This window comes from Leptospira stimsonii (assembly GCF_003545885.1).
GTDB classification, from domain to species: domain Bacteria; phylum Spirochaetota; class Leptospiria; order Leptospirales; family Leptospiraceae; genus Leptospira; species Leptospira stimsonii.
Window position 1 is genome coordinate 156,717 of the sequence record NZ_QHCT01000003.1, and the last position, 18,862, is coordinate 175,578.

Consider the following 18,862-nt stretch of genomic DNA (forward strand, 5'->3'; position numbering starts at 1 on the left):
AAAAAAGGAATCAAGCTTTTTTCGAAAGAGTAAATTAGAAAAACCTAATTACTCGTTTTCAAAACCGCCAAGAACGCCTCTTGCGGAATTTCCACGTTTCCGATCTGCTTCATCCGCTTTTTCCCTTCTTTCTGTTTCTCTAAAAGTTTTTTCTTCCGAGTGATGTCTCCGCCATAACACTTCGCAGTAACATTTTTACGAAGTGCGGAAATACTTTCTCTCGCAAGAATTTTTCCTCCGACCGCGGCTTGGATCGGGATCATAAACTGATGTCTCGGAATGAGATCCTTTAACTTCTCAATGATTTCTCTCCCTCTTTGCTCCGCTTTGGATCGATGGACGATCATAGAAAGAGCGTCCACTGGCTCGGCGTTTACGAGGATATCCATCTTTACGAGTTGAGATACCTTATAACCGGAAGGTTCGTAGTCCAGAGACGCGTAGCCTCTCGTAAAGGACTTGAGTTTATCATAAAATTCGAATATAAGTTCCGCAAGAGGAAGTTCGTAAGTCAACTGAACCTTGTCTTGAGTCAGATAGACCGTGTCGAGTTGAATTCCTCGTTTGTCGTTGGCGAGTGCCATTATATTTCCGACATATTCGTTCGGAGTAATGATCGTCGCTTTTACGTAGGGTTCTTCCGTGGATTCCATTGCGATCGGATCCGGAAAACGAGAAGGATTGTCCACCTCTTCGACTTCCCCGTTCTTTTTTCGAATGATGTATTTTACGGAAGGAGCCGTCGTGATCAAATCGAGATTGAATTCTCTCTCTAAACGTTCCTGGACAATTTCCATGTGAAGAAGACCGAGATATCCCACGCGAAATCCGAAACCGAGCGCCATGGAACTTTCTTTTTCAAAAACGAGGGCGGCGTCGTTGAGTTTGAGTTTTTCAATCGCGTCCACGAGTTCGTCAAATTGTTCCCCGTTGATCGGATAGAGTCCGGAGAAAACCATTGGCTTCGCTTCTTTGTAACCGGGGATCGATTCCTTTGTCGGATTGGAAAAAAGTGTGATCGTGTCTCCCGTCTTTGCATCGGAAACTTTTTTGATTCCCGCGATCAAATAACCCACTTCTCCCGCTCCCAAACTTTCGGTTGGGGTGAGAGTGATACGATTGATTCCTACTTCGTTGACGGTAAAATCTTTTCCGGTGCTCATGATGAGAAAACGATCACCCTTCTTAATTCTTCCATCGAACACCCGAATCTTGATGACGACTCCCATATAAGGATCGAAATAAGAATCATAGATGAGTGCCTTCAGAGGTCCGTCCGGATCTCCTTGAGGCGCGGGGATTTGTTTTGTAATTTCTTCCAGGACGGCCTTTACGTTGAGTCCTGTCTTTGCAGAGATTGCGACAGCTTTGTCCGCATCGAGCCCCAAACTTTCTTCGATTTGAATTTTCGTTTTTTCCACATCGGCGGCCGGAAGATCGATCTTATTCATCACGGGGACGATCGCGAGATCTTGTTCCATCGCGAGATAGAGATTCGCGAGAGTCTGCGCTTCCACTCCCTGACTTGCGTCTACGATCAGAAGAACGCCTTCGCACGCCTTGAGAGAACGAGAGACTTCGTACGTGAAATCAACGTGTCCGGGAGTATCCAAGAGATTCATCGTATACGTATGACCGTCTTCCGCAAGATAATCAAAGGTCGCGTTATTGGCCTTGATCGTGATTCCCCTTTCTCTTTCGATATCCATGGAATCCAAAATCTGGTCTTTTTTCGTTCTATCGTTTGTTACGTGACCGATCTCTAAAAGTCTGTCAGCCAGAGTGGATTTCCCGTGGTCGATATGGGCAATGATGGAAAAGTTACGAATAAATTTCTGTTGAACATTCATAGAGGGGCTCACTTCCGATGATTTCCTGCGAAGGCCTCCCCTGAAAAGCAAAATACGAGTCCATTTTCGGTGGCAAATTTGCAGAATCCAACCCGCGAAACGTAGGATCTCTTACGTTTCCAAAGTCAAGTTTTAGAACGAACTGGAGAATTCTTAAACTCAATGAAATGGAAAATCCAACCTCAAAATGTAGGATCACTTACAGTTCCAAAGTCAAGTCTTAGAATGAACTGGAGAATTCTTAAACTCTATGAATTGCAGAATCTAACGGGCGAAACGTAGGATATCTTACGTTTCAAAAGCCGAGTTTTGCAAAGGACTGGAGAATTCTAATCGCAACGAGTTGGTGAATCCAACCCGCGAAGTGTAGGATCTCTTACGTTTCAAAAGTGAAATTTTACAAAGGACTGGAGAATTCTAAACTCTACGAATTGCAGAATCTAATGGGCGAAACGTAGGATCTCTTACAGTTCCAAAGTCAAGTCTTAGAACGAACTGGCGAATTCTTAAACTCTATGAATTGCAGAATCCAACCTCGAAGTGTAGGAACTCTTACAGTTCCAAATCCAATCTAAAATTTCGGAGAATCGTCCGAAATCAGCCCGAGTTCTTTGAAACTCTGAAAGACGATTTCCTTTCTGAGTGGGAGGTCTTTTTTGTCACGGATATCGAGATTGAGTGCGAAAAACCAAACTTCCGTTTTGGTTTCCAGATAACCTACATACCAGCCGATGGAAGGATCGGCCTGCACCCAACCGGTTTTTGCAAAAAGAGAAAAATCCTGATTCCGCACAACGAGAAAAATCTTTCTCAGAATTTCATAGTATTTAGAATCGAAAGCGAATTTTCTCAGATAGAGTTTTTTTAAAAAGTCGATTTGTTCCCTTGCGGAAATTCTCAAATCACCTTCCAGCCAGAATGATCTCACATCCTTTCCGGTTTTCAAATTCCCATATTCCATTTTTTGCAAATACGTTTCGTATTTTTTTAAACCGACTTGGACCGCCAATTCTTGATAACACCAAACACAACTCCTTTGAAACGCGCTCTTGAGTGTCTGATCTTGATTCCAATCGTCCACGTCGGTCCGAACTCCGTTCCAATGAAACCTAAAATTCTCATCGGAAACGATTCTTTCCTGAAGAGAAATCAGAGTATTCGGAATCTTGAAAGTAGAAGCAGGTAAAAATCGCTCTTCCGAACGCCTTGGATCGTGAATCCATTCTTTGCTCCCGTCCAGAGAACTGATGATCAGAGTTCCCTTCTTTCCGGAAGAATCAAAAGTTCGATCGACTTCTGAAACGGTCTTACAAAACGAAAAGGAGAAAAGAAAAATCCATACGATAGAAAACAATCCGCCTCGCCAAAGAAAGAACTCGATTCTTAATCTCATCGGTTTCGAGGCTCGAAGATATATTCTTTCCAATCTCAAAAGCAAGGGGTTCTCGGGAACACGAATCGAAGAAAGATCCATTCCCTTGTTTGATTCTTCTTTCTCTGATGGATAGAGGCTCTCGATTCTCTTCAAACCGGATTCGGAATTTTACAGGTTCCTTCCATGATCAAAAAGAAAAAGGCGAGCGCTCCCAAATAGACGCACATCGTCAAAAAGGCCCAGAGAATTTTCTCCGGAAGAGAAGCGTATTCCGTTCTGTGATACGCATACGCGGTAAACGCTCCGAGAATGAATTCGGGAATCAGAACGTAAACGGCAACGTGCCCGATCATAAAAACATTCTTCGCGAACCAGACCGGTATCAGATAAGAAAATTCTTCCGAACCCAAGAAAATCAAAAAGGCGACCAAACCTCCGATCAGATAACTCTGAATCGCTGGAGCGTCCGGAACTCTTTTCCGATAACGGATCGAGAGAAACGTGGAAAGAAACAGAGGAATCACCCAGAGACCCGCCATATAACCGGAGACCGTACCAATCTTAGGAAATCCGTCCGCAGGAAATTCTAAAGAGCCTATCACCTGAGATAGAAACCAATCGGGAAAGACCTGAAAGAAACTTAAGGGAAGAAGAAAAAACCAGAGATCCATCCAACGTTCGTGTGTCCAGATGCTCGAAAACAACGGAAGTCCCGCGTTATAGACAAGTACGATACAGAACATTCTCCAACCCGTAGAAAGATTTCCGGGACTAAAAAGAATGATACCAGCAATGATCGTAAAGACGATGTGAAAACCTAAGACGTGTTTTTCGGAGAGTTTCATTTCAAGCGATCCAGTCGTTTCCTTTCGGGGTTTAGCTTTAAGGAATCCGAGGGAAGTGGGCAATCCATTTTTTCGTTTCCCGCTTGATTTATTCGATATGGACCGTTTAATAACCCTGACTCTGACTCGGAGGCTAGAAAATCCGAGACTCCAATTCAAAACAAAAGCCGATTCTTTCGATTTTCATTTTTAAGAAATCAAATTCGAGATCTCTTTTGTTTTTGCGGTCTCTTTTCTTCTCCGTCAGGCACGAAACATAGAGAATCTCAGGAAGTACAATGTCTCATAACTCTCAAATTCAAAAAATACACGCTCGGGAAATCATCGACTCCCGCGGAAATCCTACCGTTGAGGTGGATGTTACCTTAGTAGACGGCTCCTTTGGTAGAGCCGCGGTTCCTTCCGGAGCTTCAACCGGAGAATACGAAGCCGTAGAACTCAGAGACGGCGACAAACACCGTTATCTCGGAAAAGGAGTTCTGAAAGCAGTAGAACACGTAAACGTAAGAATCCAGGAAGTTCTCAAAGGCGAAGACGCACTGGATCAAAATCGAATCGATCAGTTGATGCTCGACGCGGATGGGACCAAAAACAAAGGAAAACTCGGAGCCAACGCGATCCTCGGAACGTCACTCGCCGTTGCCAAGGCGTCCGCGTCTTATTCCAAACTTCCGCTGTATCGTTATATTGGAGGAAATTTCGCGAGAGAACTTCCGGTTCCCATGATGAACATCATCAACGGCGGAGCGCACGCGGACAACAACGTCGACTTTCAGGAATTTATGATTCTTCCCGTGGGAGCCAAAAGTTTCCGGGAAGGGCTCCGAATGGGAGCCGAAGTATTCCATTCTTTAAAAGGTGTGCTCAAAAGTAAGAATCTGAACACGGCCGTGGGTGACGAAGGCGGCTTTGCTCCCAACCTCACGAGCAATGTGGAAGCGATCGAAGTCATTCTTCAGGCGATCGAAAAAGCCGGTTATAAACCCGAAAAGGACGTTTTATTAGGTTTGGATGCGGCTTCTTCCGAGTTTTACGACAAAAGCAAAAAGAAATACGTACTCGGTGCCGAAAATAATAAAGAGTTCTCCAGTTCCGAATTGGTAGATTATTATGCGAATTTGGTCTCCAAATACCCGATCATTACGATCGAAGACGGTTTGGACGAAAACGACTGGGACGGCTGGAAACTACTTTCCGAAAAATTAGGAAAGAAAATTCAGCTTGTAGGAGACGATCTCTTTGTTACAAACATAGAGAAACTTTCCAAAGGAATCGCTTCCGGAGTCGGAAACTCGATCCTGATCAAAGTAAATCAGATCGGTTCCCTTTCCGAAACTCTCGCTTCGATTGAAATGGCAAAAAAAGCCAAATACACGAACGTCGTGAGTCATAGAAGCGGGGAAACCGAAGACGTTACGATCTCTCATATCGCGGTTGCGACTAACTCGGGACAGATCAAGACGGGTTCTCTTTCCAGAACGGATCGAATTGCAAAATACAACGAACTTCTTCGAATCGAAGAAGAACTTGGAAAATCGGCGATTTACAAAGGTAGGGAGACTTTTTATAATCTTTAAACTATGACTTCTCTTTCGACAAAAGTCTTTTGGTTCTCATGTTTTCTCTCAGGGCTCTTCTATTTCATCGTCCTGGGAGAATCGGGGATCGTAGTACGTTCCCAACTGGAAGAATCTCTCGCTTCGCTCCAGTTGGACGTGGAAAGACTTTCCTATGAGAATAGACAGTTGGAAGAGAAACAAAGGATTCTAAAAAACGATCAAGTGGCCCTCGAAAGAGAGGCCCGAAGATTCTATCTTTTGAGCGAGAATGCGCAGATCATAAAATTCAGGGAAACGGAGAACGTTTCCGAGTTAAAACCCATTCTCGCTTCCAGACTCAATGCGTTTCGGCCCGGGAAACAATTTCCGGTTCCACCGATCCAATTTATTCGGATTTTCTACGCAATCTTTGCTAGTTTTACTTGTATTGGAGTTTTCATAAAAATGAGGAAGAAGAAACTGGACTTTAGCAACAACTAAAGGAAAGGTTCAGGAATGCCAGAAACAGAAAAAATCCAGGAAGTATTCGAAGAACTCACAGGAAGTAAAATTTCTAAAAATTTCCTCGACCACAGAAAGATTTTTCTCTGGGGTCCGGTAACCGACGAATCGTCTAAGGACTTGGTCGGAAAACTCCTTTATCTGGAAATGAAAGATCCAGGAAAACCAATTACGTTTTTTATCAATAGCCCCGGCGGTGTTGTAACTTCCGGAATGACCGTATTTGATACGATCAAGATGATCACTTCTCCGGTTCATACCGTTTGTATGGGAATGGCGGCTTCTATGGGTTCCGTTCTACTCGCGGCGGGAAAAAAAGGAGAACGTTCGATTTGGCCGAACGGAAAAGTGATGATTCACCAACCGAGCATCGGGGGACAAATCGTAGCTCCGGCAACCGATTTAAAAATCCACGCGGAAGAAATTCTCAAAACGAAAGCCAAGTTGAATCAGATTCTCGCGGACGCTTGCGGACATCCCGTTTCCAAACTCGAAGAAGATACGGATCGCGACTATTATATGGACGCAGAAGAAGCTCTTAAATACGGAATCGTAGATAAACTCGCGACTAAAATCGACTTTAGCTGATTGGATTCTCTCTTGTCCAAGTCCGTTTCTCTCAACGATTTTTTAAAAGAATTTTTAGCCGCTCCCCAAAAGGGAAGAAACGCGGAAGAAGATCAGAAATTAAACGAACTCTTCCTGGAATTTTCCTCTCTCCTTTTTTTAGAAGGAGAAGAGGAAGAAGAAACAAAGGAAGAAGTTTTGTTAAAAGACATCGGTTCCTTCGAACTGGATGAGTTCGTGAACTTCTATCTTTCCGATATGCATCCGGAAGACGCGGGAATCGTCAAAAGAGGAATTGATTTTTTAAAGAGAATGCATAAATTCTTAAAAAAATCTCCACACGCAAACAAAGAACAACTCGCAGACTGGGACGAATTCTTTCAAGAACTCTGATGTCTAAGTAAGGATCCTCCTGAAATGAGTCCTGAACCGTTCAAACCGAAACGTTTTCTAAAAGGCAAACACCTTCAGACCGTCTATAGCACTTTTTTTCCTCCTACAAATCACCTGAGGACGACCTACTACGTCGAAGACATTCTCATTCAATTGAGCGATGGTTCCGGAGACGCAGTGTGGCTCGAACACAATCCTCCTTTACAACACTATTCTTCTCCTGCTCCGAAATGGAACGGAACTTATATCGTGATGATCCACGGGATGGAAGGAACCTCGGACAGTTCTTATCTCGTCGCTCTCGCGCAGAACGCACTGCAGAGGGGTTACGGATGTATTCGGATGAATCTCCGAAACTGCGGAAGAGGACAAGGTTTTTCAAAAGGAACGTATAACATCGGTCAGACGAAGGACGTTCAAGACGTGATCGATTTCGTTTGGGGAAAACTTTCTCATCGGATTTTTCTCTCCGGATTCTCCCTTTCCGCGAGTTTGGTACTAAAATATCTTGGAGAAAGAAGAAACCACAAAGTGGAAGCCTTCTCTTCCACAAACCCTCCTCTTGATCTTTTGAAAGGTTGCGAGTTTATCGACTCCGCAGAAGGAAGATTTTATCGGGATCGTTTCGTTTCCGAGTTTCGAAAGAAGATTAAGAATAAGGTCATACAACTTCCTCCCGAACTCGAGAAGAACGCTTTTGAGACGAAGACGTTCTTTGATTTCGACGATCTTGTGACCGCTCCTTTTTTCGGTTATCGGGGTGCTTTGGATTACTATCAAGATTGTTCGAGTAAACACTATATACCGGAAATCCGTCATCCTGGAATCGTCATTCATTCAGAGGACGATCCGGTTGTTCCTCCCTTTGATTGGGAGAAAATCGGATGGGAGAATTTGCCGCATATTCAGACGATCCTCACTCCCAAAGGCGGTCACGTTGGATTCTTAACCGATCCAACTCCGGAAATTCCGGATGGAAGGTGGTTGAATAAAATTATTCTGGATTATTTCGATTCGAAAGTAAAATCTGGAAGCTGATTTTCAATCCCAATGAATTCCCCCAAAAAGAAACCTCTTGAAAAAGAAAAGCTGACCAAACCTCCCGGCGCCTCCTTCTTTATTGTAATCGCGTATGAAGACGCGGAAATGTTTTATTCGATCAAAGCAAAGACCGAAAAAAAATTCTCGGCGACCTTGTATGAAAGCAATCCGATGCCAACTTGGAAGGATCCGGAAGCCGACCTCTGGAATCAATTTCCGGGAAGGCATACGAAAATTCTTTCTTTCAAAAGAAGAATCCACCGAGAAGAGCTACCTTCGATCCAGAAAGAATGTCTTGCGATTCAGAATGCGGCTCTTGAAAAAGACAGCGGAATTCGGATCTTCCCCGGTTATCTTTGCAGTCACTCGGTCGTGATGGCGTCCATTCGGGATGATTTTCATAGAATTTATCTTTTCAACGGTGTTTATGCGGAAACCGTTTACAACTACCAGAAACAAAAGATGGTGAGTCGCGAGACTTCCCCTCCTTTTTTTAAGACGCCCGAAGCGATCTATTTTTTTACGAGCCTGAGAGAATCTTATGTACAAAACATTACAAAAAACTAATTCTTTTCTTTTTATTTTTTTCTCGATTTTAATGATTCAGTGCGCCCCCTCTAAATTGGAAATCGCTTCGGTCACTCTCTGCGACCATTTCAATCGAATGGGAGAATGTTTGGAGCCCGTTGAAAAAAACCATCACTACAAAGTTGAAATCCCGAACGTAAAGAAGCCGGATACCTGGGAAAAGTTTGCGAATTATCTGTACTTTCACGCAAGGGAAACTCCCGGTTTTATTCTCCGCTTCAATCGCAAATTACTTCCTTCGGAAGCAAAGGCGATCAAGGATTCTTACTTCGCGACGATGAGTCTTTCCGGAACCGTAGAGAGAATGGAAGGTTTTGAGATGGGAGAGGATTGGATCGGATCCTTTCAGTATCTAGGATCGATGATCAAGGAAAAACTCAAAAAAGAAAACCGACTTGGATCCTTTCCTTATACGAATACGATCTTTCCCGCCGAAGTGGAATTCAAATTCAACTCTTCTCTTTTCGAGGGAGAAGAGAAAACAAAGATCAATTTGAGTTTTACCGTACTTCCGCCTGAGAAATGAGAGAGAAGAATTGTCGGAGTTCCGACGACATCCGGAAGAAGGAAATTCTTCTGGAAAACATTCTGTTTTTCTGATAGAGACTGATCTCGCCGAGTTTTTCCCGCCACCGCTCCCCTCCACCCAAGATCAGGGTGGGGCCGCCGAATTTTACGGTAAGATCCGTCGGAGTTCCGACGACATCTGGAAGAAGGAAATTCTTCTGGAAAATATTCTGTTTTTCTGATAGAGACTGATCCAGCGAGTTTTTCCCGCCACCGCTCCCCTCCACCCAAAGATCAGGGTGGGGCCCGCGACTTTTACGGTAAGATCCGTCGGAGTTCCGACAGGGAATTTAAATTCTCAGGAATAGTTCTGCCGGATTTAAGAAAATCGTGGAGGGCTCGACTCCAAGAACGAGCCAAGCGGTGAAACCTAAAACAACGGCGGAAACGGTAGGAATCAAAAGGTTATCATCGATCAAACCGTTCCAATAGGTCCCGCAATAGAGTTCCGTAACCGCGGAAATCAAAATCGCAGGAATTAAGAATAGAACGTTATTATAAAATACGAAACCTTCAGCTTTTAAAAAGTTTTGTTTTCCGTAAGTATCGGAAATAAACATAAAAAGAAAACCTACGATCGCGCAGGCAAAGATAAACGCTAAAATTCCTTCAACGGATTTACCGTTGGAAAATCTTCTCTTCCCATAAAATGTCCCCACCCAAGCCGCAGTCGGATCACCGATCACAAGAAAAAGCATGGAAAGAATCGAAATCTCCGGAGGAAAAAGAAAAACTACGAAGGTGCATGAAAGAAAGTATGGAAGAGTCCCGTTCAGTCTCGTCTTCTCCTCTTCTTTCATCAAAACTCCTGCAATGGAAAGGAAGAATTTTTGAAAACCGGGAAACCGAAATCGAAGATATTCGAGAAGTAGAATGATTCCCAGACAAAGGACGAGGGTCATTGAAATTACGGCGCGTGTCGCATTGACCAAACCGAAAGCACCCTGAAAGACGTCCTGATAATAACAGACAGGAACAATCAATCCGAGGAGATGCCAGAGTTTTCGCGCATAGTTAAATCGAACCGAATTTGCCACTTGTTTCCTACCTATTTTTCATCGTCATTTTCAAGGCCGATTCTTCATCGGGAGCGATTAGAAAAAGACCATTGAGCGCCGCCATCTTAATCGCGTTCTTCACGGAGTCGGTCGGATGAATGAGGACCAATTTATTCCGAGAAGTAAAACTCAACTGATTCATTTCTTTGAGGGATTGAATTCCTCTTGAAGAGATCAAACTCACTTCTTCCAAATCTAAGATCACCGGTCCGGAACGGATCGAATTGGAAAGTTGTTCTCGGAACTTTTTTTCAGTAAATGAGTTGATGGAACCCTGGAGCTTCATAACCTGAACGTTGTCGATTTTCTCCGTAGAAATGATGATTTCGTTCAGGATCATGGTGTCTCGGAAAGACAGTCTATAAGCGTTTCTTCCCTACGACAAATGGTTTTTCACCTCTTAGCGATCCTATTTCTGATTTTGAGATCCTACTCATTCCTCTCTCCGGGCGCCGTCGTCTTGGGATTTGCGATCTTATTCTACCGAAGAAAAGGAATCGAAGATTCTCCTCGGAATCTCGAACTTCCGGGCATATTCACTCTCGTCCTTCTCGCAATTTCGGGGTTAGACGGATCCACCGCCGGGGACATCTTAGACCTGATCTGTATCCACTGCTCGGGAATCCTCGCGCTCAAAGAGGATGGAAGGCTCCAAAGAAGCGGAAAGGTTCGAATTTACGATTCAAATCCGGATTCGATCCGAATTCTCAGAAAACAAGTTCTCCCGGTTTCTCTCTTCCTCATCGCGATCTTTCGAATCTGGTACCAAGGGGATTCCGAGAACTGGACGACGCTCAGCTTCTTCTACGTTCTAAAAACGGGAATCCTCAGTCTCGTCTTGGCATTTCTCTATTTTCGCACAGGAGAATCGGGTGCAAAAACGGTGCTCTTTCTTTTTTTGATTCTCACGATCTTGCTCATCCACCCGTCTCAAGGAATATTGAATTTTTCGTATTTTCTTTTATTTTCATTCTTGCAAACCGACGTAGAATCAAAAAAGATCAACGATGGGATTGAAGTATGAAGGTAAAGGTAGCACATCTTTTTCGTAAGATTGAAGAAGTGGACCGAGACATACTTGAATTGGGAAAAATTCAGGAGAGAATTTCCTCGGACCGAGACTATTCCGGAATTCTGAAGGATTCCATTCAGAAAGAAATGGCCAATTTAGAAGCCGGAAAAAACGAGATTCTTTCGCTTAAGATAAAGGAAGAACCCGGAAAGACGGGCCAAGTAAAGAACTCCGGAAAATCACCGGCTGAGATGAAGAATTTATACAGCTCCCGAGAAAAAAATCTGACCCGAGAAATTTCCGTGGAAATCCCGGATCGACAATCTCTTCCAACCCGTAAAACAATTCACAAATACTAAGACTCAAGACACAACTTCATGAAAAAAAAGACCCTATCTCTAACTATCCTTACTCTAATCGTACTGTTTGCGGCCAATTGTAGCAGGGACTCCGATGTTCTCGCCTCCTTTAAGAATGGAACCGTAACCAGAGAAGAATTGAGAGCCTATTATAAACTTCGCGGAGTCGAACCCGATGCGAATAACGCGTCGATCGCAACTCAGGCAAAGATCGTCGAAGAACTCGGCATTCAAAAAATCGCGGAAGCGCAAAACAACACGACAAACGTAGTCACAAAAGACGAATACGCGAGAATCATGGGATTCGTAGAACCTCAGATTCTTTTTAACGATTACAGAAAACAATTCTCCGAAAAACTTCTCAGTTCCGGAATGTTGGAATTGGCTTTCGGAAGAATCCTCTTCTTAAAAGCGGCGCCGGACGCGGCGGTGAAAGCGAATTCGATTCTTCAGGAAATTTCCGCGATAAAATCCGATAAGGAAATCGCAGAATTTATCGCGAAGAACACCAACGAAGTTCAGAGAAAAGCGGTAGGTGGAAGATTGGAACCACATTGTATCAATTGTGGAGACGATCCTTTCACGGCGATTTTAAAGGAAGCCGCTGAGAAAAAAGGAACCTTCATTCTCAAAGAAGCACAAGGAAATTATTATATTCTGAGAGTGGAAAGAATCGAAAGAATTTATCCGAAAAAAATTGATAAGTTCTTCCAAAACGAACTGGAAAAACTCAAATCACTTGCAACCAAATATGTGAGCAAAGAAGGCATCACTGAAGAAGAAAAACGAGAAGCCGCTTTCTACTCCGAATTGGCAGTAAACGAAAAGGCGAACCAAACTGCAGAACACTACGGGAACCGTTTTCTAAAAGAAGCTTGGAAAAAGGAAATGGATTCTCTCCGCGTTCAGAGCGGACTCAAGATCGTTGATCTCACTCCGGAATTTATAAAGGGATTAAAACCGGAGACTGTACTTTTCGAAGACAAAGCAGGAAATAAATTCTTATTCAAAGATCTTCTCGTCGAGTTTAATAAGATCGCGCCGATTCTTCAAAAACGAAAAGCAAATCCGGAAGAAGAGAAAAACGACCAGCTTTCTTTTTACACCCAGATTTACCTTCCGATCCGAATCTCCGCGGAGTCGAAGGAAGTGCAAGGTCTGAAGGAAACGAAAGAATTTAAGAAGACGCTCCCTCTACTCGGAAGATCCGTTCTTTTTATGCTCATTCGCAATCGTTCCACCGATGCTAACATCGACGTAACGGAAAAAGAAATCAGAGATACATATGAAGCGGGAAAACTCTATGCTTATTCGAAACCTTCTCCATCCAATCCGAACGAAAGACTTCCGGAAGATTTTGGAAAAGTTAGGGATCGAATCAAACAGGAACTCATAGAATCGAAAAAACAATCCGTTTTTCAGGATTATCTTTCCAAGTTGAAATCGGAAAACGAATTCAAAATTGCTTCGGAAAGTCTGAAAGCCGGCCAAATCTAATCAGCCAACTTTACCCGGTGAATGTTTCACCGGGTTTTTCCCCGCGATTTCTAAATCCGAATTTTTCTACGATCGCAAAATACTTTCGCTCCCTTCACTAAACTCCTAAATCATAATTCCGGAATCATACGAGTCTCTTTTCCATTCCCCTCCTTTGGCTATAATTTATTTCCAAAACGAATCAAGAGCCTCATTTTTTTTCTCCTAATTTATAGTTAATTACTATAATCATTTTGGCTTATTTAACATAGATAATGAATTCTTGTGGCAAGAGTGTTGGAAATTTTTTCTTGAATTTTTGTCTTATAAAATTACGTTGGTTCATTGAGAGGGGAATTGAATGAAAAACCACATCTACATGCTCCGAAAAAAACGGGGTATAAAACAATACGATATGGCAAGAGCGCTTGGAGTATCTCCTAGTTACCTTTCTAAAATCGAAACAGGAAGCCAGGATCCTACAGAGAAGTTCAAAATTTCCTGTGCAAAATATTTGAAAACCACTCTTGATAAATTGTTTAACGAGCAAGTAGTTGAGGATGTATATCCTGAATTTACCGAAGGGCTCACCAACCGACTCTGGGCAAAACGAAGAGAATTGGGAATTAAACAATACGATATGGCGAAAAAATTGAAGGTATCCACTCCGTTTCTTTCCAAAGTAGAACTCGGACTTTTAGAACCGCCTGAAGATTTTAAAAACCTCGCGTCCAAAGCCTTAAAAATGAAAAAAGAAGAACTCTTCCTTCAAAAAGTTGAATATTAAAAAAGGGTTAAGTTCCTAAAGAGAAAGGGAAGCAGTCGCTTCCCTTTTTTGCGTACACTCACTTCTCAACGAACGCAACGAACCCGAACGAGCGAACTCGTCTTATCAAAGGTGTCATACGTTCCGCTAGTAAAAACCACTTGGTATGCTTGGTTTTTAAATCCTCCACTCGAAGGATGAGTCGTCGAAGTCCAATACGAATCTGCTGAATTCGGGAAAAATGTCTGATTTATAAATGGAGAGGCCGTCTTCGAATAATCCACCAAAGAAACCAGTTCTTTTACGGAAGGAAGCCTCCATCCGCCGACTCCAGCCAAATTTAGGGTATTACAATATGTGAGTGCGGCTGTCCAAGAAACCAGATTTGCAGTCCCCGCACTACAATCCGTGTAGGAATCTCCTACGCTTCCTTGACCAAATCCACATCTCTGCCAGACCAAACCGCTTTTTTGATCCAAGACCGTCCCATCGCCGATGTTTGTGAAAGGACCTGTATACGCGTTCAAGGAGAGAATCCCCAAAAAAATACCGGATAAAATGATTCGTTTCAATTTCATGAGTGTTTGCCTCCGTTCAAGGATTTCCATTTACGCAAAGAGCGTAGTAAGAATAGCCGTCGTTTGAAATATTCTTGTTGTTAATGAAGACTCTCGCTCCGAAACTTCGAATCACGAACGCATAGAGGCTGTTCACTCGATTCGTCGTAGCGCTCCAATATCTTTGATTGGAGGCGTTACTTGGGAAATTTGGAAAACTCGCAGGTGCGAAAAAAGTATAACCGGATGTCGCGGATGGAAAGGTAATCAATGAATTCAGGTCGTCCATAGTAGCGAGCCTCCACGCTTTTAATCCCGCATAACCTTGTTTGGTATTTCTTTCATTTAAGGAACTACAACTGGATAATGCACTCGACCAATTTACCTCAGTAGGAGTTCCCGCGCAAGTGGTCCCGTTCCATTCCATCCCTTGCACACAACTTCTCCAAGTAAGGCCGCTTGTCGAATCTACACTCACCGGATCGTTTGTAAAACCGCTCAGAAAGAGAGGAATTGAAATGGATTGGAGAGAAGGAGTCGCCGAGAACGCACCGTCCTGCCCGGTTCCACTACACGCGATTCCCGCGCCTCCAGAATCATAACAGTCCGGCTGGTTGGAATCGATGATGTTTCTCAGAGCCACCATTCCTCCTGTCGCAAAAGAAAAATAAAAATAACCGGTTGCATCCCCGGTCAGAACGTTTCCCGCCACGTCTTTAAAGCCGGCCGCAAGGATCTTTACATTAACCGAACTGAATTCAGGAAGAATCGAATCCAAGTCGATCTTTACGACCGTCCCGGAAATCCATTGAACTTGCACGCTTGAAGGAAGAACCAATTCTACCGTTGTTAAACCTCCACCGCTTCCGTAGGTAACCAATGCGTGCACCTCAATCGAAGTGCCGGGTTGCATGGTCTCGCTAAATGTAAGAATCAGGTCTCGATTGAAAACGTCTGTGTCTACTGCTCCATTGATCGGTGAGGTGGACGCGAGCGTAGGAGCCGCCGTATCCAAAGTAATATCAAAATTAAAACTCCCTGCCTGATTGGACGCATCCAGCAAGCAAAGCTTGAAAGAATTACTTCCTTCCAAAAAAGAACCGTCGGGAACCACTGTATCCTGTGTCCCGGGACTCGCCAAGGTCCCGGCGGCAATCGTGACTCCGGGAGTGACGCTCAAACAATCCGTCGCAGAAGGAACAATATAGAAATCCCCCGAGGAATCCGAAGTCCAATTGATCGAAGTGGAAGAACTTGCGTTCGTGATTCCATTCTGAATCGAATTGAGAGTCACGGAAGGCGCCGGGGTCAACGGCAAATTGACGGTGTAAGTTGCAGAAAGTGGTCCTACTAAATTTCCCGCTCGATCCGAAGCGAGAATTTTAAGGGTGCTCGTTCCACTCCCAATTCCAAGAGAGGTTGGAAAAACAGCTCCGAACACAATTTGCAAGGGATCAAAATCCGTAAGAAGTGAGAGGGTAGGATCCGATCCATTGATTGAATAGATCAAATCCTTACAACCGGAAATCGAATCCGTACACGTTACACTGATTGTCTGTATGGAAGTGTAGGTCCCACCGGAAACAGATAAACTCAGAGTTGGGGGAGAATTATCGTAGATCAATGAACTGGATTTCTGACTTATCATTTGAGAATTCTTAATCAAGGCAACGTTCAAAGAATTTCCTCCGATATTTACCGGATATGTTCCCGGAATCGGCAAATTGAGATCTAAGTTGGATACTCCGGAAGCAAGCACAACGCTGTATAAGGGCGGGCTTGCTTGACATCCGGGATCATTCAAACAAACACGGAGCTCCGTGCCGTCGAAGAGGTTCGCAAAGGTAAGATTGATATTGAACCCTTTTTGTGCGGAAGTCATGGAAGAAGCATAATAAATCCCGTTGTAGAAACTCTTACCACCCGCGAACGTTAAATTCGGAGAATTTGAGGCATTGTCATTGGTGACAAATGGATTTGAAATATTCGAAAGGGACGTTGGCAAATAATAGAATTTGAATCGATTCGTATCCGCATCTTTTAAGCAGGAAAGAAAGAGAAAACAGAGCAAAAGAGCAAACAAACCTACTTTGTCTTGTTTGCGCGTAAAATTCCAATGATTCCGCCCCATAGTTTGGCCCCCAAAAGAACGCAATCATACAGCAAAGTTTGTACTGATTCTTCTTGGATTATAAAAAGGAAAAATTTTAAACGCAAAAAATCTCAAATAAATTGTTAATCGAAGTTTATTTCCACTTTCACTAGGAATCGTTCGCCCGTGAAATTTCAGCTTAAAAGACGAATCATCAAACTTCATGTTCGAAATTTATTATTTCCTTTTTTAGTTACGAATGCATGGAAAAATTCTTTAAAGCAATTTATCGTTTTCAGGAAAGACTTTCAATAAGACAAAACTTCTATACGCGATCAAATTTACTGAATTATAATTCTAACAAAAGCAACAACCTATTTATATAATCGAACTGCCAGTTGGTGGTAAATTAATTGCAAATTTAAACTCACCTCAAACAAGTTGTTTTCAATCAATGAAACGAAAAACGTACGACACTTGCATAACCTATAGAACCATAGACTCGTTTTATAATAAGATTGTTAATATATTATTTGATTCGATTTCCCTTGGAATTCCAAAAGCAATTTGAGCGAAACACTTTGAAAGAATGCATTATGGAAAGTTATGATTTTTGATTTTGATAAAGTTATCATTCACCTAAACCAACTTGGAATTTACTTCGGATTTTTGATCGGCCTCTGGAAGCTATCTCGGTTCAAAAAGAACCGAATGAACGTATTCTACGGAATTACTTTCATTTGTATAGGTAGCCTCTTCCTTTATATAGGCGGAGACAGCGTTTTTTATCTTCTTGAGTCCGATACCGGTATCCATTACGATTGGTCTCTCCCCTTCTACGGCCTGATCATCTATTCTTGTTTGATGTGTAGGTCTTTGATGCGCAAATCGATCAGTTTAGAACTCCGTAATAACGACGTGGGAATCAACCTCCTGTTCACGTTTACGATTAACCTTGTTCTTTCTTTCATTTTTCGCGACGAGGTTACCCTTAAGATAGCCGGAAATTTAATCAGTATTGCGATCACCTCCTATACATTTGCGGAAATTACGACTTCGATTCACACAAGGAGATTTCCAAAAAAATATTATCAACTAATAGTGTTGTCATTATTTATGACCTTCGCTCTTGCTTTAGATACGATCGCCATTTTAAAAAGCGATCTTCGTTATCATTTGATACCGAGCCTAATCCCGGCTCTTCTGCTCGTTTACTTAAATTTGCTCGAAATCTATACCACTGTAATCGCCGATAAGAAAACACTGAATTCTCTTTCGACCGAAGAACGATTGTTCGAAAGGGAAGGAAGCGCGACTCTAATTCAGAAAGAAGGCAATCGAAAAATAATTGATTCTTCCAATCACAAGGGATTGTTAAAGGAAGAACAACTTGCGCGAATTGAAGAGAGGCTGATTTTTTTTATGGAAGAAAAACGCTTCTTGGACGAAGAGCTTCGCCTTCCAGATCTTTCGGCTTTCTTGGGCATTTCATTACATCACGCGTCATTGTATCTGAATCAATATCGGAAAACGAGTTTTACGGATTTTATCAATCAAAAACGAATTGAGGAAGCAAAGCGACTGATTTTGGAAGAAACAAACAAAAATCTAATCGATATCGGATTAGCTTGCGGATTCAATTCTTATTCTCCGTTTCATAGGGCCTGTATTCGTTTTACAGGTTATTCTCCTAAGGATCTGAGAAATCTGGTTTTGAAGAAAGAAGCCCCTAAGTCGCCTCTCGTTCCCGAAATCGAACAAAAATTGCGCAAAAGAAAAGGAAGCGTGATTCTGATTCAGAAAGAAGGCACTCAAAAAATAGTCGATTCTTCCAACCACAAAGGTCTGTTAAAGGAAGAACAACTGGCACGAATCGAAAAGAGGCTGATTTTCTTTTTGGAAGAAAAACGTTTCTTGGACGAAGAGCTTCGCCTACCTGATCTTTCGGCTTACTTGGGCATTTCGTTGCATCAAGCGTCATTGTATCTGAATCAATATCGGAACACAAGTTTTACGGATTTTATCAATCAAAAACGGATTGAAGAAGCAAAACTGCTAATTTTAGAAGAAGCGAACAAAAATTTAATCGATATCGGTTTAGAATGCGGATTCAATTCCTATTCTGCATTTCACAAAGCCTGTATTCGTTTTACGGGTTATTCTCCCAAGGATTTGAGAAATCTGGTTTTAAAAAAGGAAGCCCCTAAGTCGCCTCTCGTTCCCGAAATCGGAGAACGAAGAACGACTTAAGGACCG

The 18,862-nt window shown here is 42.8% G+C and carries 19 protein-coding genes; 12 read left to right on the plus strand and 7 right to left on the minus strand.

Going from position 1 to position 18,862, the window contains the following annotated elements:
• Positions 1–44 precede the first annotated feature (44 nt).
• The 3 genes from lepA to DLM75_RS12045 all read right to left on the minus strand — a co-directional run bounded on the left by lepA (position 45) and on the right by DLM75_RS12045 (position 4,070).
• A complete protein-coding gene (lepA, locus tag DLM75_RS12030) occupies positions 45–1,850 on the minus strand; it encodes a translation elongation factor 4 (protein WP_118968756.1) in 1,806 nt (601 codons plus the stop codon).
• 571 nt (positions 1,851–2,421) lie between these two features.
• Positions 2,422–3,378, minus strand: a complete 957-nt coding sequence (gene blaOXA / locus DLM75_RS12040) for a class D beta-lactamase (protein WP_118968758.1) — start codon at positions 3,376–3,378, stop codon at positions 2,422–2,424.
• Positions 3,375–4,070, minus strand: coding sequence for a DUF6989 domain-containing protein (locus tag DLM75_RS12045; RefSeq protein ID WP_118969164.1), 696 nt, complete (start codon positions 4,068–4,070; stop codon positions 3,375–3,377). The genes blaOXA and DLM75_RS12045 overlap by 4 nt, the downstream gene beginning before the upstream one ends.
• Positions 4,071–4,348: 278 nt before the next feature.
• Between DLM75_RS12045 and eno the strand changes: the two genes are divergently transcribed.
• The 7 genes from eno to lcpA are packed head-to-tail and all read left to right on the plus strand — an operon-like array spanning position 4,349 to position 9,245.
• Complete coding sequence (gene eno / locus DLM75_RS12050) at positions 4,349–5,647, plus strand: phosphopyruvate hydratase (RefSeq protein ID WP_118968759.1); 1,299 nt, start codon at positions 4,349–4,351, stop codon at positions 5,645–5,647.
• A gap of 3 nt (positions 5,648–5,650) precedes the next feature.
• On the plus strand, positions 5,651–6,109 hold the full coding sequence (locus DLM75_RS12055; RefSeq protein ID WP_118968760.1) for a septum formation initiator family protein: 459 nt from the start codon (positions 5,651–5,653) through the stop codon (positions 6,107–6,109).
• A 15-nt stretch (positions 6,110–6,124) separates the two neighbouring features.
• Complete coding sequence (locus DLM75_RS12060; protein WP_118968761.1) at positions 6,125–6,718, plus strand: ATP-dependent Clp protease proteolytic subunit; 594 nt, start codon at positions 6,125–6,127, stop codon at positions 6,716–6,718.
• A gap of 12 nt (positions 6,719–6,730) precedes the next feature.
• Positions 6,731–7,090 carry a hypothetical protein gene (locus DLM75_RS12065; RefSeq protein WP_118969165.1) on the plus strand — a complete coding sequence of 120 codons (360 nt, stop codon included), beginning with the start codon at positions 6,731–6,733 and terminating at the stop codon, positions 7,088–7,090.
• A gap of 24 nt (positions 7,091–7,114) precedes the next feature.
• Positions 7,115–8,128 carry a YheT family hydrolase gene (locus DLM75_RS12070; protein WP_118968762.1) on the plus strand — a complete coding sequence of 338 codons (1,014 nt, stop codon included), beginning with the start codon at positions 7,115–7,117 and terminating at the stop codon, positions 8,126–8,128.
• A 12-nt stretch (positions 8,129–8,140) separates the two neighbouring features.
• Positions 8,141–8,698, plus strand: coding sequence for a DUF4416 family protein (locus DLM75_RS12075; RefSeq protein ID WP_118968763.1), 558 nt, complete (start codon positions 8,141–8,143; stop codon positions 8,696–8,698).
• Between the two features lie 31 nt (positions 8,699–8,729).
• Positions 8,730–9,245: a complement regulator-acquiring protein LcpA gene (lcpA, locus tag DLM75_RS12080; protein ID WP_167731759.1), complete on the plus strand. Its 516-nt coding sequence runs from the start codon at positions 8,730–8,732 to the stop codon at positions 9,243–9,245.
• Positions 9,246–9,576: 331 nt separating this feature from the next.
• Here the strand turns inward: lcpA and DLM75_RS12090 are convergent, their stop codons facing one another.
• Both DLM75_RS12090 and DLM75_RS12095 read right to left on the minus strand, forming a co-directional pair.
• Positions 9,577–10,323 carry a diacylglycerol/polyprenol kinase family protein gene (locus DLM75_RS12090; RefSeq protein WP_118968766.1) on the minus strand — a complete coding sequence of 249 codons (747 nt, stop codon included), beginning with the start codon at positions 10,321–10,323 and terminating at the stop codon, positions 9,577–9,579.
• Positions 10,324–10,330: 7 nt separating this feature from the next.
• Positions 10,331–10,684, minus strand: a complete 354-nt coding sequence (locus DLM75_RS12095; protein ID WP_118968767.1) for an STAS domain-containing protein — start codon at positions 10,682–10,684, stop codon at positions 10,331–10,333.
• A gap of 45 nt (positions 10,685–10,729) precedes the next feature.
• On the opposite strand from DLM75_RS12095, the gene DLM75_RS12100 reads away from it, so the two are divergent.
• From DLM75_RS12100 to DLM75_RS12115, 4 genes are all read left to right on the plus strand, one after another.
• Positions 10,730–11,368: a hypothetical protein gene (locus tag DLM75_RS12100; protein WP_118968768.1), complete on the plus strand. Its 639-nt coding sequence runs from the start codon at positions 10,730–10,732 to the stop codon at positions 11,366–11,368.
• Positions 11,365–11,715 (plus strand): hypothetical protein, encoded by a 351-nt coding sequence (locus tag DLM75_RS12105; protein ID WP_118968769.1) that lies wholly within the window; start codon positions 11,365–11,367, stop codon positions 11,713–11,715. Before DLM75_RS12100 ends, DLM75_RS12105 begins: the two co-directional genes overlap by 4 nt.
• Before the next feature lie 18 nt (positions 11,716–11,733).
• Positions 11,734–13,212 carry an LIC12015 family putative lipoprotein gene (locus DLM75_RS12110; protein WP_118968770.1) on the plus strand — a complete coding sequence of 493 codons (1,479 nt, stop codon included), beginning with the start codon at positions 11,734–11,736 and terminating at the stop codon, positions 13,210–13,212.
• Between the two features lie 358 nt (positions 13,213–13,570).
• Positions 13,571–13,978: a helix-turn-helix domain-containing protein gene (locus DLM75_RS12115; RefSeq protein WP_069609247.1), complete on the plus strand. Its 408-nt coding sequence runs from the start codon at positions 13,571–13,573 to the stop codon at positions 13,976–13,978.
• A gap of 65 nt (positions 13,979–14,043) precedes the next feature.
• Here DLM75_RS12115 and DLM75_RS12120 read toward each other — a convergent pair whose 3' ends face one another.
• Together DLM75_RS12120 and DLM75_RS12125 are read right to left on the minus strand one after the other, a co-directional pair.
• Positions 14,044–14,535, minus strand: coding sequence for an Lcl C-terminal domain-containing protein (locus tag DLM75_RS12120; RefSeq protein ID WP_158586470.1), 492 nt, complete (start codon positions 14,533–14,535; stop codon positions 14,044–14,046).
• A gap of 16 nt (positions 14,536–14,551) precedes the next feature.
• Positions 14,552–16,645 carry an Lcl domain-containing protein gene (locus DLM75_RS12125; protein ID WP_118968772.1) on the minus strand — a complete coding sequence of 698 codons (2,094 nt, stop codon included), beginning with the start codon at positions 16,643–16,645 and terminating at the stop codon, positions 14,552–14,554.
• Positions 16,646–17,212: 567 nt separating this feature from the next.
• Here DLM75_RS12125 and DLM75_RS24680 point away from each other — a divergent pair.
• Positions 17,213–18,856, plus strand: coding sequence for a helix-turn-helix domain-containing protein (locus tag DLM75_RS24680; RefSeq protein ID WP_118968773.1), 1,644 nt, complete (start codon positions 17,213–17,215; stop codon positions 18,854–18,856).
• Positions 18,857–18,862 lie beyond the last annotated feature (6 nt).